The organism is Pedobacter gandavensis (assembly GCF_032678745.1).
Taxonomy (GTDB): domain Bacteria; phylum Bacteroidota; class Bacteroidia; order Sphingobacteriales; family Sphingobacteriaceae; genus Pedobacter; species Pedobacter gandavensis_C.
Genome location: NZ_JAVTST010000002.1, coordinates 738013 through 755462, shown reverse-complemented (window position 1 = coordinate 755462; position 17450 = coordinate 738013). Strand labels below are relative to the sequence as shown.

Sequence of the window (17450 nt, the reverse complement as noted above, 5' to 3'; positions counted from 1 at the left end):
CTTTAATAAGAGGATTCATGTGGTACGACAGTTTAATTGCACAAAATAGGTTGCCCGATTTTATATTGCGGATGGGGATCCGCAAGTTATTAAAGCAGCGTCTAGAGCATGAAACAGTAGGGGATGTAGAAGCACAGCAACATCGGCTCAATAAGTTAATCGCCAAACTGAAGACCGAACCCATCGCTATCCATACTGCAACAGCAAATCAACAGCATTATGAAGTGCCCAGCGCTTTTTATCAATATTGCCTGGGCAAACATCTAAAATATTCCAGTGGCTATTGGGGGCCGGGTACGACTTCCATCGACATAGCGGAGCAGGATATGCTGGAGCTGACCTGCAAACGCGCAGATTTAAAAAATGGACAGTATATCCTGGAACTCGGCTGCGGTTGGGGGGCTCTGACTTTGTTTATGGCTCAGAAATACCCGGAAAGTCCGATCACAGCACTTTCCAATTCTGCCACGCAGAAGGCTTTTATCGAACAGGCTGCTAAAGAAAGAAACTTAACGAACATTACGGTCATTACTCGGGACATCAATGTTTTCAATAGTACCATTCAGTTTGATCGGGTAGTGTCTGTCGAAATGTTCGAACACATGCGCAATTATGAACTGTTGCTGGCTAAGATCTCTTCCTTCCTGAAAGTAGATGGCCGACTGTTTGTCCACATCTTTAGTCATAAAAAACTGGCCTATAAATTTGAGGTAAAGAATGAAACGGACTGGATAAGCAAGTATTTTTTCACCGGTGGAATCATGCCTTCTAATCATTTACTGCTCTATTTTAACGAGCACCTGCAGACAGAAAAGCATTGGGTGGTTAATGGAACAAACTATGCTAAGACTGCTGAAGCATGGCTTAAAAACATGGATGCCCATAAATCCGAAATCATGCCTATTTTAAAAGAAATGTATGGTGGAGATCAAGCCCTTAAATGGTGGGCATATTGGCGCCTATTTTATATGTCCTGTGCAGAGTTATTTGGCTACAATGAAGGCAATGAATGGATGGTGTGTCATTACCTGTTTAAGAAAAGAGCTTAATTAGTATTGTTCAAAATCTACATCATTATTTTCAGTCTGAAATCTCTTGCCCTGAAGGAGGACAAAATTTTCTAGGTCTAAAAATAACGATATAGATTTTTTTGGGTAAAAAGCTTGGCTGCTTTTTCCTCTATTCTACTGGAGTGAGGTATTGGGTATAAGAATAGCCCTGTTCACCGGCATCCGTTTTGATCATCCACCATTGGTCATTTTCTTTTCCAACGAGTGTGACGATTTCATGGCGGGCAGCTTTACCAACGATGTCATCATTGGTACTTGGTCCTTTGCGAATATTGAGGTTCGAGCTATTGGTGGTTACCTTTAATTTTGCACCTTCAGGAACACCAGCAACACTATTGATATTCATAACGAGATCTCCTGAAGCATAGTTTGGATCAAGGCGTTCGTAAGTATCCCACAACTGTTGTTTTACTGTGCCACTGGTTGCACCATCAATGTACAGCACACCATCTTGTTCACGAACATTTAAATCGTTTACTCCTGCAGCGGTTGCAGCATCAACCAGTTCTTTATATTTTTCTTGTAAAGCCATTTTCTGAGTCCTCCTGAATTATTTAATCACCAATTGATTGTCTACCTTTTTAGGTTTTAACGCATTCAATGCCATCATTAACTTTTGAAGATCACCTTTGTTCAGTTCTCCTTTTAAAGTAACCACACCATCATTTACGGTTGCCGCAACAGTAGGGAAATCTTTTGTTGCATCTTTAACAGCAAGGGCTAATGGGGTATCTGCACTTACTTCAACTTTAGCCAGTTCTACGGTAAGGTTGTTCACTACAGATTTAACGCCTGGAACAGCTGCAGCAGCTTTACCTAAGGCATCTTTGCTGGCTTCATCAGTCACCTGACCGGTAATCGTTACGACTCCTTTATCAACAGCAACACCTGAAGCTGATAGGTTAGGACTGGACTGAATTGCAGTTTCTACCGCAGTTTTTAAGTCAGCATCTTTCGGCGTGCTTTTACATCCGGCAATTGTTGCCACCATAAAGGCGGTCAGCATAACCAGAGCCATCATTTTGCTCATTAGTTTTTTCATTTTCAGATAGATTTCGTTTAAACTATTGTTGCTCACCCGGTTCAGTTGAGGGTGCATATACAATATAGCTAAATTACTTAACGTCTGATGTTAAAAAATGTTTAGCAAAAATGTCTTTTTAAGGCGCTTAATTTTAAGAAGCTATGAGCTGATATCAAATCCAGGGAAAATACTTTAAGCTAATATTCTCTATACGCATAACGCTTCGCTATATGCATAATGTTTCCCTTTAAACCTCCTGTTGATGTTCTCCCCCAGGTATTTTTAGTATGCACAAAAAAAGCAAGCATACTAAGAGAAGACCTAGAAAATTTCAGCCTTTTCAGGCTGAAAGATTTCAGTATTCGAATAGTTGTGCTTGCTTTTTTAGAGGAACCAAAGTGCCCCCTCTTTTATTTTATTTTGAACTCCATCTGCGGCTACCGCTGCTTGGTGTTCTTTTCGCTCCGCTTAAGTTAGGCTCACGTTGACCGCCACCCTGGCCTTTACCGCCAGAAGGTCTGCCACCACCATTACCACCTCTGCTATTTCCACCACGAGAACCGCCACCACCTTTACCTTTAGGTTTTTCAGTAGTTGCGCTCATCAGGCTTTGCCAGCTCATCGCATACGGATGATCTTCCGTTACCGGAATACTCAATGCGATTAATTTCTCAATATCTTTCAAGAAGTCTCTTTCTTCTGCATCGCAGAAAGAAAGTGCCGTTCCGCTTAATCCAGCCCGACCAGTACGACCGATTCTGTGAACATAAGTTTCAGGAATGTTTGGCAATTCATAATTGATCACATGCGCCAATTCATCCACATCAATACCACGTGCTGCGATATCAGTAGCTACAAGAATCCTTGTTGCTTTTGCTTTGAAATTAGTCAATGCCCTTTGTCTGGCATTTTGTGATTTATTACCGTGAATTGCTTCTGCTTTAATACCTACTTTGATCAGGTCTTTAACGATACGGTCAGCACCATGTTTAGTTCTGGTGAAAACCAATGCCGTTTCAATTGCTTTATCTTGTAAGATGTGAATCAATAAGTTTTTCTTATCGTTTTTGCTTACAAAAAACATTTGCTGTTGGATCTTTTCAGCGGTAGATGATACTGGAGTAACTTCTACTTTTAAAGGATTTGTTAAAATCGTATCAGCAAGTTTCTGGATTTCCTGAGGCATAGTAGCCGAGAAAAACAAAGTCTGTCTTTTTACAGGTAGCTTGGCAATTACTTTTTTAACATCATGGATGAATCCCATGTCCAACATTCTGTCGGCCTCATCCAGAACAAAGATTTCAACTTCCTTCAGGTTGATAAACCCTTGGTTCATTAAATCTAATAGTCTACCTGGAGTGGCGATTAAAATATCTACACCACGGTTTAGTGCATCAGTTTGTGCTTTTTGGCCAACACCACCGAAGATCACTAAGTGACGAAGCGGAAGGTTTTTACCATACGCTTTAAAGCTTTCCTCAATCTGGATGGCTAATTCGCGTGTTGGTGTTAAAACCAATGCTTTGATGTGCTTATGAACTTTTGTGTTTTCGTGAGGCTTGCTTAGCAACTGGAGCATAGGGATTGCGAAAGCGGCAGTTTTACCTGTACCGGTTTGCGCGCAGCCTAATAAATCTCTGCCTTGAAGTATAGTTGGAATGGATTGTTCTTGTATAGGGGTAGGTTGTGTATAACCTTCTGTTTGGAGCGCTTTTAAAATTGGCTCAATCAGGTTTAATTCTTCGAATAACAATGTGTTTGTCTTTTAATTTATAATAATGAAACGAAAGAATATCGTTCCAGGCAAAGATACGTATAACTTTTGGCTTTTAGGTAATTCGCTGTTTAATAGGTAACTGGCTGTTAGTTAGTGGGTTTGTTTTCTTTAAAACGGCTGAAAAATAATAAGGCGAGTACACAGAGTACAAAGCCCACCACACCGTTTAATCGTAGGCCATAATCATGTCCGGGATCTTTTCCATAGACCGTCAACATGGCAAAAATTGCTATTCCTAAAGTCTGACCAAGCTTCACAAAGAGGTATTTTACGGCGAAAAACATCCCCTCATGGTTCTCACCGGTTTCCTCAGTGTCTTTTTGGGCGATATCGGCAAGGATGGCATTGGGTAGGATGCCCAAAGCGGCAAGTGGGAAGGAAGCACAGCAGACCAGGATATACATTTGCATGGTTGGAGAGAAGGGGAGTTGCCCAAGGAAAAAGATGGTGACAAATATGACACTCAGCACCCCAAAAGCGACCAGTACCAATGGCTTTTTTCCAAATCTTTTAGCTCCGTAATTGATGAAGGGGTAGAATACCAGGGAGAGTAGCACCATGATGCCCATAAACTTTCCACCGTCCGAATCGGGCAAGCCTAGTAAGACCGTCACAAAGAACAATAATCCACTGGAAATGATGCTTAGCGCGATGTAATAACTGAAATCTGAGATCAGGTAATACTTGAAATTAGCGTTTCTAAAGGTGTTTTTTATCGCAGGGAGCAGGGCAATGTGTGTTGGTTTAGCATTGGTATATTCCTTCTCATTGATGAAAATAATAGGCAGTGTCATGACTAGTCCTGATAAAATACTCAGACCGCATATCGTATGTTGTAAAGCCTCGGCACGTTCCATTCCCGGAAAAATGTCCTGGATCAGGTCGGCATAATTATTACAGAGTGCGGCAAGGATCATCCCCAATACAAAACCCACTTGCTGGTAGGTGGAAAGTCGGACTTTTTGATCGGCACTATGTGTCAGCTCTGCTAGCAAAGCATTGTATGGAATGATGTAGGTGGTGACCGAGATGAAAAATCCGGCCAGAACAATCGTCAGCCACCAGGCATTGGTGATGCTTTCTCCTTTAACCAATGGATAGAAAACCAAGGAACAAAAAACAACTGCAGGAACAATCGCATATTTCATAATGGGAATTCGCCTGCCTTTTGGGTGGGTACTGGCATCACTTAGCGAAGCGATAAAAGGATCGTACAGGGCATCAAACAGTCTGCCGGAAGCCGCAATGAGTGATAAGATGTTAAAAGCGCCAAATACTAAAAGTTGCGGTACCAGCGGATATAGCCCGGAATTGTTTGGTGGCAGGTAAAAGTAAGGTAGCATCACAATAATCAGATTGGTCATGATGCTCCAGCCCATCATTCCGGCAGCATAAGCGATTTCTTTTTTTAAAGGCAGTTGTTTTATCGGCATAATCTATAATTCGGGTTCTGGTTGTAATTTATCGCTTGGGATCATTTTATGGCTTGCTTCATGACAGCTCGGAGCGTAAAAACGAGCTAGGCTCCAGGGATTAGTTGTGGCCATTTTGTTGTTTCCGGACTAAGGTATTCACAAAATAGAGGACAATAAATCCGGCAAAGATGAGGAGACCGTTTCTTCCGGCTTCGGGATCATTGAAGTAAATGCTGACACCTACAAAAGTATAGGCGGCAATGAAAATTATAGGCAGGAGCGGATAAAGTTTCATGCTGTAAATACTGTTCTTATCCAGTCCCGCGGTTTTTTTCCTCAGGAAGAATATCGTTGCGGCCGAGCTGGCCATACCGATACAGTCTAAAAATATGGTGTAATTTAAAATCTTATCGAAGGTTTGAGCATAGAACAAAGTGAAAATAGAAATGATAGAAAACACACTGAGGCTTACAAACATCACATCGTTCTTAGCCGTTTTCTTACTGAATATTGAGGGCAGCGCTTTTTCTTCGCCCATGGCATACATCACTCTTGGGTTACTCAATAAATTCACATTTACATATCCTAGCACAGAGAAATACACCAGGCAGGAGAGGATAGTGAAGCCCATTGGACCGAACAGTTTTCCGGCGAGGATGGCAGCGATGCTTTCTGCAGTTTTCAATTGCTCAAAGCCGATCACTTTAACATAGGCATAATTGATGGCCATATACAAGATGATGATGATGGCCAGCCCGATCATGATTGCGCGGGGAATCACTTTGTTGGGTTCTTTCGTTTCTCCGCCAAAGTTGATGGATTGCTGGTAGCCGCCAAAAGTAAAGGAAATGGCAATCAGGCATATGCCGAGGGCTTTTCCATAGTCCATCCAGTCTGGCGCTACACCGGTGGTGGTTTTAAATTCAGGTAAGCTATGGCTGATGCTTGCTGCCCCCGGACCGGTAAAAATGGCGCAAATTAAAATCAATACCATCCCTATTTTTACCATCGACAAGACATTCTGTGTTTTCGCGCTTACTTTTAATCCGAATAAATTGAGCAGGTAAAACAGGAAAATAGTGACGGCTGCAATCACAATCCTATAAAATTCTGTCTGTAGTTCTACTGGAAGGATGATTTTACTCAGGTATTCTGCACCGATCAGGGAAACCCCGGCAACGGAAGCGGCATTAGAGACCACAACAATACAATTGATCGCAAAGGCAATAGAAGGGTGGTAAAAAGCAGAGAAAATTTTATAATAGCCACCGGTAACAGGAAATCTGGAACCGATCTCCGCATAAGTAAGTGCGCCACACAGCGCAACGAGTCCACCGATGATCCATGCCGAGAAAAACAACTCAGGAACCTGTGCCCCTGCTGCTACATTTACCGGCGTCCGGAAGATACCCATTCCGATCACCAAGCTGACCACAATCATAGATAAGTCGAAGAGGGAGAGCTGTTTCTTCTCAGCCATAAGGTCTCGGTTTTATTCCTTGAATATACACGAAAATGTGTATTTGTTGAAACTTTGTGGTTGATTCCCCGGCATATTAACTTAAATTTGTAATTCTACTCAATTACATCATGGCTGAACCGAATTATAACGAAGATAGTATACGCTCCCTCGATTGGAAGGAACACATCAGACTGCGTCCCGGTATGTATATCGGTAAACTTGGAGATGGTTCTGCTCAGGACGATGGGATTTATGTTTTGCTGAAGGAGATTGTCGACAACTCAATTGATGAGTTTGTAATGGGCGCCGGACGTACCATAGAAATTACCGTTTCTGATCAGAAAGTAAACGTCCGAGATTATGGCCGTGGAATTCCACTAGGTAAAGTGATCGACTGTGTCTCTAAAATTAATACCGGTGGTAAATACGATAGCAATGCCTTTCAGAAATCCGTAGGATTGAATGGGGTAGGTACAAAGGCTGTAAATGCCTTGTCTAATGCTTTCGTAGTACAATCCTACCGCGATAATAAAACGAAAAAGGTAGAGTTTTCAAGAGGAGAGGTGGTGATTGATAATCCAATTATTGATACTACTCAACGCAATGGTACTGCCATTACGTTTTATCCGGATGAAACCATTTTCAGAAACTATCATTACATCACGGATTTTGTGGAAAGCATGATCTGGAACTATGTGTTCCTGAATGCTGGATTGACCATCAACTTCAACGGACAAAAATATTTATCTGAACGCGGACTGTATGACTTGCTGCATAAACACGCAGGAGCAGAAACTATCCGTTATCCGATCATTCACCTGAAAGGGAATGATATTGAGATCGCCATGACTCACGGACAGCAATATGGAGAGGATTATCACTCTTTTGTAAACGGTCAGCATACTACCCAGGGAGGAACGCATCAGGCGGCATTCCGTGAAGCAGTAGTGAAAACCGTAAGAGAGTTTTATAAAAAGGAATACGATGCTGCCGATATCAGGGCATCCATCATTGCCGCCATCTCGATCAGGGTACAGGAACCTGTATTTGAATCGCAGACGAAGACAAAATTGGGTTCTCAGAACATGGGACCGGATGGACCTTCGGTAAGGACTTTTATCAATGATTTCGTAAAGAAAGAATTAGATGATTACCTACACAAACATACCGATGTAGCAGATGCTTTATTGAAAAGAATCTTACAGTCGGAAAGAGAACGTAAAGACATCGCTGGAATTAAAAAGTTGGCCAACGACAGGGCTAAAAAAGCATCGCTGCACAATAAAAAACTGAGAGATTGTAAGGTGCATTTCAACAGCACCCACGAGAAAAGATACGAAACTACACTGTTTATTACAGAGGGAGATTCTGCTTCCGGATCGATTACCAAATCCAGGGATGTGGATTGTCAGGCGGTATTCAGTTTAAAAGGAAAACCTTTAAACTGCTATGAGCTGACTAAAAAAGTAGTGTATGAAAACGAAGAGTTCAACCTGCTGCAACATGCCCTGAATATTGAAGATGGTCTGGATGGTTTACATTACAACAATATTGTTATCGCCACAGATGCCGACGTAGATGGAATGCACATCAGGTTGTTGATGATGACTTTCTTCCTGCAGTTTTTCCCGGATCTGGTACGCTCAGGACACGTATACATCCTGCAAACGCCTTTGTTCCGTGTTCGTAATAAAAAGGAAACCATTTATTGTTATAGCGATGAAGAGCGTAAAGCAGCGATTGCGAAACTGGGTAATAAACCGGAAATCACCCGATTTAAAGGGTTAGGAGAGATTTCTCCAGATGAGTTTGGTTTGTTTATCGGAAAAGACATCAGGTTAGATCCGGTGATCCTGAAAGATCAGACGATCAAAAGTCTATTGGAATACTATATGGGCAAGAACACGCCAGACAGACAACGTCACATCATCAAGAACTTAAGAATTGAAAAAGATACGCTAGAAGAGTTAGTCTCTCCAATTCAGGATGCTGCAACAGCTGCAGTAAGCCATGATTTGGTATCTGATGAACTGGCAGATGAAGAAATGATTGCAGAATCAGCCTAAGGCAAAATGAATACCTAAAAATGCCCCTGGATCAAATGATTCAGGGGCATTTTTTATAAAAAAGGAAGGTGTTCCTGAGGTTAAGGATTTTTCAAACGAACGGTATCTTCCGGATGTTGCGGTGGCAAAGCAGTTACTTCTTTCTCTACGACCACGACCTTGGTATGTACCGCATACTTGCTGGGTTTAATCCCTCCACTATATTTTTCTGCGTAGGCTTGGGTAAATTCTGCGCCGAAATAGAGAATAATCGCCGTATAATAAATCCATAACAGGATTACAATGATCGATCCTGCAGCACCGAATGCGGAGGCTGGATTGCCTACTTCTATATAAATGCCGATCGCATATTTACCAATACCAAATAGTAAAGCCGTAAATAATGCCCCAATAATTGCTGGTTTCCATTTCAGTTCTACATCCGGCAGGACCTTAAATATAATGGTGAAAATACTGGTGACCACCGCCAGCGTCACGGCATTGGTGACAATTAACATCATCAGTTCAGAAACTTCTGCGATGCTGATGTAGGCGGCGATCTTATGCCCGAGACCCACTACCACACTATTGACGACTAAGGATACCAGCATTAAAAAGCCCAGAGAAGCAATCAGTGAAAAAGAAAGCAGTCTGTTGACGATGAGTTTTTTCCAGCCCTTTTTTGGAACCGCTTTTACTTTCCAGATGAGGTTGATGCTGTCTTGGATTTCGATAAATACTGCCGTTGCACCAATGATTAAAGTACTAACTCCAATGATTAAGCCCAATGTGCTTTTTCCGCTATAATTGGCGTTGTTCACAAAGCTTCTCAATTGATTTGCTGCGTCCTTACCTACCATATCTGCGATCTCTGCAAAGAATTTCTCCCTTGGATTGATGGTGCTCAAGTCTCCGCCATCTCCTAAAAACAGACTGGCTGCGGAAAGGACAATGATAATCAAAGGGGTTAAAGAAAAGATCGTATAATAAGCGAGGGCTGCACTTAATTTCATGACCCGGTCTTCCATAAAACCTTTTCCAGCGGCAATAAACAAATGGCCGGTAGCTTTAAGAAAGCGGATGATCTTTTTGATAAAATTCATATTTCGTTTAGAAAGGGTAACCAATACCCAGGTTGAATGTTAAGTTTTGTTTTCTCCAGGCACTACTGCCAAAGTCAATGTCCTTCATGACCCATGCTGGTCCACCTGGTAAATCAGGTCTTCTGATCGGGAAGGCAAGGTCTAAACGAATCACAAAGAAGGAAGCATCAATTCTTAATCCTGCACCGGTACCTACAGCCATCTGATTCAGGAAGCTGTTAAATTTGAATTGCCCACCCGGTTTTAAAGGATCATTTTTCCTCAACCAGATATTCCCTGCATCGATAAAAGCAGCACCGTAAAGTACACTGACAATTTTGAAACGTAATTCCGTATTCAGCATGACCTTAATGTCACCACCCTGATCCTTGAACGTTACCGTGTCAGGAATTACATAGGTACCTGGCCCCAATATCCTGGAACCAAAAGCCCGGATGTCACTGCTTCCTCCTGCAAAAAACTGGCGGACAAAGGGAAGGGCCTTACTATTTCCATAAGCATAGCCGAAACCAACGTTAAACCGGTTTGCCCAGGTTACTTTTTTATTGATTTTATAATAGTTTCTGATGTCACCTTCCAATCTTATAAACTGAGAAAGGGCAGTACCCAATATGGATTTCTTTCCTGTATTGTCTGTTGGCGCCAATAAGCCCAGCACGGTGCCAGATGTTTCCAGGTCTGCGGAGAAGTAAATGTTATTTCTTTTATTCTGATTGACCTGGTCATTATAGGTGAAATTATAGTTTAAACCCACAATAAACTGGTTCTCTAAACTGGTCCTTAAAGAAGGGTTCTCCCTAAATAGTTTGGCAGAATCCATTACATTCGATTTCACATAATTGATGGAAATCGGATTGAAAATGTGCTCCTTATAAACATTTTCCTTCCAGTCGTAACCGAATTCTGCTTTCGCCGCCTTTAAGGTGTAATCTACCCGATCCAGAATCTGATAAGAGGCAAGTATATTTGTTTTAGGAATGAAAGCATTAGTGCTATTGAATTTAAACCATGGAATCAGAAAACGAGGGAAAATTAATTTGGCCTGACCCGTTAAGGAATATGAATTCCCCTGTGCCTGATTTGATCCCCTGATTTGTTTCTCAAAACCACCACTGGCACTGATTTCCAGTTTCTCTGCACCACGGAATACATTCCTGGTAGTCTGGGTTAGTTTCACTTCAGAACCGACAAAATTATTGGATTTACTGGTTCCTAAAACCTGGAATGATAAAGAGTTTTTCTTTAATGGAGTCAGGTAGAAGTTGACGTCCAGCTGGTTGTTTCTAAAGCTATCTACCGGAAGAAAATCTGCCTTTACCACCTTAAATGTTCCAATGTTCACCATTCTGTTTAAAGACTGGTTATGGTCTTTTCTATTGTAAAGTTCCCCTTTATTGAAAAACACCAGTCGGTCAAATACACCCAGCTTAAATGTGTTTTTAGGATCTTTAATGATGAAATCTTTATAAAGTACCGGTTTACTCGCCCGGATAGAAGAATCATTCCTTAGCGAGAAATTCGGGTAAATGGTGATGTTGTTGATGGTGTAAGGCTTCAGTGCAGCAGTAGGGGTAATCTCCTTAATTTTCACATAGACATTGACCTTGTTTTTTCCAATGGTACTGTCTACCTGAAGGATCAGGTAATCCGGGTTAAAATAGAAATAGCCACCTTGTTTCAGGTCGTTGTCTATTCTTTCCCGTTCTGCTTTGAAGGTGTCGAAATCATAAAAATCACCTGTTTTAATTAAAGATTTACCTGAGTTATGATTGATCAGTGAAGCGATCCCTGCACTGTCTTTTGGGAAATTGATCTGATTGATGGTATAACGATCTCCAGTTTCAGCGGTATAGATGGCTTTTGCCTTTCTGTTTTTAACGACGGTATCTCCGGTTACCTTCGCCTGTAAATACCCCTGAGAGATTAAATAACTGGCCAGTACGGCATTGTTATATGGGATTTTCACCTGACTTTGCAATACAGGAGGTTCTCCAACTTTATTGCGCAACCAATGGCGGATGCCTTTTGGCTTCTTAGGTTCTCCGGCAATGTTATAAATGTATAGTTTGATCCTTAATCCTAAAAATGAAGCATTGGGACGAGGTCGGGTTTTATCTTCCAAAATCCCCTTAATATTGCTTTCCTCATCAATCTTCCCTGTTGAGTCCGGATTGATCTTTACTGTTGCTCCAGTATATAGATTCTGTCCTGCGGGCAAATATTTTATATTGCTGCAGGCAGAAAATACCAGGCAAAGACTCATAAAAAATAAAGGTCTAATTCGCTTTCTCATTTTTGGGTTTCTGTTCTTTTTTAATCGTACGTCTGTCTTTAAATTGTCTGAATATCTCACGGAATCTATTGTAATCCACTACCAGGGCGAAACCAATGCCGGTTTCTATAATTTGGCCTTCAATAATTCCTTCTGTCTGATTTCGTCTATAAGCACGCAGACGGTAGCGGCCATCCTTAGATAACAGGTATTCTATATTTACGTTTCCTGCAATATTGCTGGAATTGTTATTGTTCTGACCTGAATTTCCTTCTAATCCGAAAGAACTACCTACAGTTACTGTGAGCCTATCGTCCAGAAGTTTCTTAGACAAACCAATTTCCAGTTCTGTGCGGTTTTCCAGTTTTCCGCTGGAATAATCTTCGGAGGTATTCAATCCGAAATTAATATCGACTCCTTTAACCAGATCTGAAGCCATATTGTTCAGTTGTTCGGTTAATAATTTACTCACACTCTGACGGGCATAATTAGCCACCAGACCATTTCCGCTTCCCGCCAGACTTTGGAAAGGGTTTTCTGCTATAAACCGTTCTAATGCCAATAATGCAAATACCTGTTTGTTCAATTCACTCTCATTTGTATTTATGGTCTGCAATTGGGCATAAACTAGTCCACCAATAATTCCACGTTCATTTTCCGGTAGATCCAGTTTGAAATTGATAATTGGTTTCATGATTTCACCGGTAATCATCAGGTACACCTGGAATGGGAACTTTTGTTTCGATTGGGCTCTGCTCAGTTCGTCGTTAACCTGGTTGGCAACAAGATCGATTGCAGGAGCATTCGCTTCATACAATGCCGTAATGTCTACATTTGCAGAGGTTGGCTCGCCAGTCCAGACAATACTGCTGCCTTGCTGTATCTTAAATTCTCTGGATACAATGCCACCAACGGAAAGTTTGTAAGAACCATCACTAAGTTCATATCGGCCGGTAAGGCTCATCTTCCCACTCGGATCCATCGTTGCATTTAAAGTACCTTCTCCTTTTACTTTCAGCTGGTCTCCATTTGAAGGATCTACCACCACCGTAAACTCTGCTTCTTTATCCATGTTGAGGTCTGCACTCAGATTGATGCCCATGATCGGAGCCTTAGTCACACTATCCGTAGATAAAGCTACTTTACCATTAAATGGTGCTGCATCTGCATCTATAAATTGAACCACACCTTCCTGATCTATGATCGAAGGATCAGAACTTGGCATTGCGAAGAAAAACTTAGTACCCTTATTCACGGTAATGTTCATATTGATCTGTGGCTGGTACATATCTCCACGGATTCTAAAGAAATTGGTGCTGACAAACACTTTACCATAGATCATGTCGTTATCAGCCTCTGTAGAATTCATTAATCTGAAGTTCCTGGCAGAGATATCCAGACCAAAACGGAAGTCTGTATAATTTGTGGTATAGATATTTCCATTCACTTTTAATGGCTGATTTAGGGAATCCAGTACCGTGAAGTTGTCAAATTTGATCCCTTCTTCATTGAAGCTAATGGTTTCATCCGGGATTCTGAAATAAGAGTTGACATAGGTCGCTGTAAATGCAGCCTGGTTAAATTTAACCTCTCCAATTACCTTTGGTGCGGTTAAAGCACCTTTTACCGACATTTGTCCGCTGATAGTTCCTGAGCCATTTTTAATCTGCCCCATGGAAACGCTTTCCAGCTGCTTCAAGTCTATCTTATCGATATTCAACGTTAAATCTAAAGCGCTTTCCGGTGAAGTGTAATAGAAACCATTGGCCCTAAGTTCATGAACACCGGATAGGGAAATATTCGTCTCAAAAGCATTTTCGGTATTGTTGTTTACTGCTACACGTAGTGTCCCCAGCTGATCTTTTTGGTAACGCAATTGATCAATGGTTAGGTTGGCTTCAAATTTTGGCGTTCCCATCAGGTCTTTTGCATCTACCGTTCCATTGATGGAGCCACCCAACAGCGAGCTGTCCTGCTCTGCAAATTTGGTTAAGGTCTCGATCTTAAAGTCCTTAAACAGGACTTTTAATGGGGCATTAGACTCATCACCCACACTGTTGACGCTTAGCAATTGGTTATCCCTGCTGATATCGAAATTCCGGGCCATAATTCCCGATTGGCCGAACTGGATGTAATTGTCGGGAGCTACCACCCATTTCTGATAGTTTAGCAGGAGTTTTTGTGGATCCAGATTAAAGCGGAAATCCTTATTAATCGATTGGAAGGTACCACCAAGCAGGTATTTGTCTTTGAGTTTACTATCTCTTAAATAAATGTTAATGCCTAAATTATTGGCTACCGCATCACCACTTATTTCTGTATTGTAAAGGTTGATCGAAGAACTCTGCAGGCTTTTTACCGTCAGCTTGTAATTGATTTTCTGGTTGGTATTGTCGATGCTCAACTTGGTGCTGTCTACTTTGTAATCGCCATAAACTACATGAGGAACCCATGCTTTCATGGTTAAACTATCTTTCTGGGTATCCAGTAATCCGTAGATGTATGAAGGAGAGAAAGTGGTTAATGAAGGCACGAAATCCTGTAAGAATTTAGGGTTATAAACCTTGGCGAAGAAACGAATCCGCTGATCCGGGATTGGTTTCACTTCTCCAAATTGATAGTATTTATTGAGTTGATTGGTGACTGCGGTAGCCAGATTCGACAATTGGTATTTTCCATCGATTCTAGCACTCATGAGTTCCGATTTTAAAGTCAGCAAGCTTTTCTCAGCTGTAGTTTCTGCATGAAGCTGAATCGTGTCTACATTGATTTTTTTACCTTCTTTTACCACTTGCAAGCCTTTGATAAATACATCGCCGTTTAGGTAATCCATATCTGCGGTACTTAAATCAGCATCAATGATACCGGCAACTTTAAATTCCGTCGGACTAAAGTTTAGGGCTTTCAGGTCTACCTGTGTCAGGTCCATTTTTGCTTTTACGGCCGGATATTTACCTGCTATATTTACAGCTGCAGTTAAGTTGAAATTCAAATTGCTGTCCGCCATATTGCTTTTCAAATCCAACTTTTGCTTTGCGTATGTACCGTTGATGTTTAGATTTTTATAGGTGTATTTATTATAGCCGGCACTCAACACCTGTCCATTGATTTTTAAACTGGCAGTTTTCGGATCTAAACCGGTTCCATTAACAGTCGCTTTGGCTGTTACTCTGCCCAATTGTGCCTGTTGTTTCAACAGTTTTCCTACATTAAAGTTGTTCAGGTTGATATTGGCCGTATACTGTTCTCTTCCTTTAGGCCCTTTCATATTGGCCAGTAATTTGGCCGATCCCATATCGGTATTGATGTTGAAACCAGTATTGAAATTGGTTAATGAACCTGTAAACTTACCATTAGCTTGAATCCTGTTCGGGAGTTCTATGTTTGTGGGTAAGGTGTTCTTAGGAATCACTACCAGCAGATCCGGCTTGGTTAATGAAAACTGCTTAATGTTCAAATCCATATAGAGTTTGTTCATATCCGGTAAGCCTTTGATTTTACCGTTAAGGTCTATATTGGTACTTTTTAAACCAGATATCTGCACACGGGGGATATTCAGGTTATTGAGGTAACCATTTACATTCCCGTTGATCTTTAGTTTTTCATTTCTATAAGCTGCGGGTACAGCATCAGAAAAATAACCAGCATCTTTCAAGCCTATCGTAGAGTTTTTGACCACCATATTGATCTTTACTCTTTCCGGATGTTTCGTCAGGTCATCCATAGAAGTATAAGTCAATGCGGTTGCATTTTCAATAGAAGTATTGGGTGTTTTTAAGATGAAGTTTTTAACATGAATAGCTTTATCTGTATATAAAACGTCTCCCTGTAAGCGCGACAACTGGAAACCGCTTTTCTCTTTCATGAAACCTTTTTTTACGATCACTTTGATGCCCTCCGGACCGTAACCCAGTCCTTCAGCGATGACATCCAGATCGCTTATTTTTAGGTGATTGAAATCCATTCCTTTCGTGGGTTTAGCACTCAGATTATCGTATTGTATGTTGTTTTTTGAAAGGTTTAGTTTGTTTAGCAAGAGAGAGATTGGGGCATCAGCTGTCGCTGCTGCTCCTTTATCCGCTGTCTCGGTTTTGCCGACTGTCCCGGATTTTGTAGCGGGCGCTGCTGCAGGTTTAAAGGCAAAAAGCACATCAGAATTGTTTAAATTGGCTTCTTCTAACTGGTATTTACTTTTAGTAAGGTCGGCCATCAATTTGCTCATGGAAAACTCTTTGAGATTTACTTTTGCCTTCATTTGCGAGGCAGCGGCCAGGTAATTCACCGTAGAATTATTGATTTTTCCTGTGGCAACATTGTATTTGTTGTTGGTTAGGTCGGCCACTAATTGTGTCAATACCACTTCATTTAAATTCAAATCTGCGCTCATTTGCGATAGCTGATCATCAAAATTGACCTTCACATTGTTGAAAGCGAAGTCCTGGATCTCTACCAAAGGCAGTTTTCCGGATTCCGTTTTTGCGGTATCGATGCTTTCTTCCAGGTGTGCTTTTAACTGCGTAAGTGGTTTTTTCTGAGCGTATTTTAAGTCGGTGTTTTTTAAGGAAAGAGATTTGATGACGTACTTTTGCTGGTCCATATCAAAGTCTTTGATATCGGTCTTAAATTCACCAAGGTGTAGGTTTACCTCATTTCCTGCCACATCATCACGATATACAATACCAATATCATCTAAACTGATTTTGCTAACAGAAAATTTAAGTGTTGAAGTCGTATCTTTTTCCACCTGATCTTCTGGTTTCTTTTGATCAGACATAAATGCGTCTACTAAAAAGGAGAAGTTGAAGGTGGTATCCGGATTGATCCGGGTGACATTGGCTCTGATTTTTTCTAAAGAGATGTTATTGATTTCTACTTTATTGTTCAATATTTTGAACAGGTTCAGGTCTACTGCCAATTTCTGCGCATAAAGTAGTGTGTCTCCTTTTTTGTCTTCCAGATAGAATTTGTTGAGGACAATATCTTTTGGAAAGGCGATATGGATGCTTTCCAGGCTAACTTCCGTCTTTGTCTTGTTTTTCAAATAGCTGATCGCCTGATCTTTTACGAAGTTTTGGACGGCAGGAATATTAAGAGAAAGGGCAAGTAGGACAACGAGCATAATGATGCTGGCGATGATCCATAAAAGGACTTTAAAACTTTTGCGTATATATTTATTCAATTGACTTAAATTGATAGTTTGTATGATTATAGGTTAACTAAAACCATGCCACCGGGCTGATTTTGACAGGTTATCCCTATAAGTACAATCAATATAATAAAAT

At 41.1% G+C, this 17450-nt stretch carries 10 protein-coding genes; 2 read left to right on the top strand and 8 right to left on the bottom strand.

What is annotated here, in order from left to right:
* Positions 1-17: 17 nt before the first annotated feature.
* A complete protein-coding gene (locus R2S10_RS10985; RefSeq protein ID WP_316840491.1) occupies positions 18-1049 on the top strand; it encodes a cyclopropane-fatty-acyl-phospholipid synthase family protein in 1032 nt (343 codons plus the stop codon).
* 130 nt (positions 1050-1179) lie between these two features.
* Here the strand turns inward: R2S10_RS10985 and R2S10_RS10980 are convergent, their stop codons facing one another.
* From R2S10_RS10980 to R2S10_RS10960, 5 genes are all read right to left on the bottom strand, one after another.
* A complete protein-coding gene (locus tag R2S10_RS10980) occupies positions 1180-1602 on the bottom strand; it encodes an SH3 domain-containing protein (protein WP_316840490.1) in 423 nt (140 codons plus the stop codon).
* Between the two features lie 18 nt (positions 1603-1620).
* Positions 1621-2169 (bottom strand): BON domain-containing protein, encoded by a 549-nt coding sequence (locus tag R2S10_RS10975; protein ID WP_316840489.1) that lies wholly within the window; start codon positions 2167-2169, stop codon positions 1621-1623.
* A 340-nt stretch (positions 2170-2509) separates the two neighbouring features.
* A complete protein-coding gene (locus tag R2S10_RS10970) occupies positions 2510-3847 on the bottom strand; it encodes a DEAD/DEAH box helicase (RefSeq protein ID WP_316840488.1) in 1338 nt (445 codons plus the stop codon).
* Between the two features lie 110 nt (positions 3848-3957).
* Positions 3958-5304, bottom strand: a complete 1347-nt coding sequence (locus R2S10_RS10965; RefSeq protein ID WP_316840487.1) for an MFS transporter — start codon at positions 5302-5304, stop codon at positions 3958-3960.
* Between the two features lie 100 nt (positions 5305-5404).
* The gene (locus tag R2S10_RS10960) at positions 5405-6766 is read right to left on the bottom strand and encodes an APC family permease (RefSeq protein WP_316840486.1); all 1362 of its coding nucleotides are present in this window, start codon (positions 6764-6766) and stop codon (positions 5405-5407) included.
* 110 nt (positions 6767-6876) lie between these two features.
* Between R2S10_RS10960 and R2S10_RS10955 the strand changes: the two genes are divergently transcribed.
* Positions 6877-8814, top strand: a complete 1938-nt coding sequence (locus tag R2S10_RS10955; RefSeq protein WP_316840485.1) for a DNA topoisomerase IV subunit B — start codon at positions 6877-6879, stop codon at positions 8812-8814.
* Positions 8815-8894: 80 nt separating this feature from the next.
* Here the strand turns inward: R2S10_RS10955 and R2S10_RS10950 are convergent, their stop codons facing one another.
* The 3 genes from R2S10_RS10950 to R2S10_RS10940 are packed head-to-tail and all read right to left on the bottom strand — an operon-like array spanning position 8895 to position 17347.
* Complete coding sequence (locus R2S10_RS10950) at positions 8895-9896, bottom strand: YihY/virulence factor BrkB family protein (RefSeq protein WP_316840484.1); 1002 nt, start codon at positions 9894-9896, stop codon at positions 8895-8897.
* A gap of 7 nt (positions 9897-9903) precedes the next feature.
* Complete coding sequence (locus R2S10_RS10945) at positions 9904-12189, bottom strand: BamA/TamA family outer membrane protein (protein ID WP_316840483.1); 2286 nt, start codon at positions 12187-12189, stop codon at positions 9904-9906.
* Positions 12173-17347 (bottom strand): translocation/assembly module TamB domain-containing protein, encoded by a 5175-nt coding sequence (locus tag R2S10_RS10940; protein WP_316840482.1) that lies wholly within the window; start codon positions 17345-17347, stop codon positions 12173-12175. The genes R2S10_RS10945 and R2S10_RS10940 overlap by 17 nt, the downstream gene beginning before the upstream one ends.
* Positions 17348-17450: the final 103 nt, after the last annotated feature.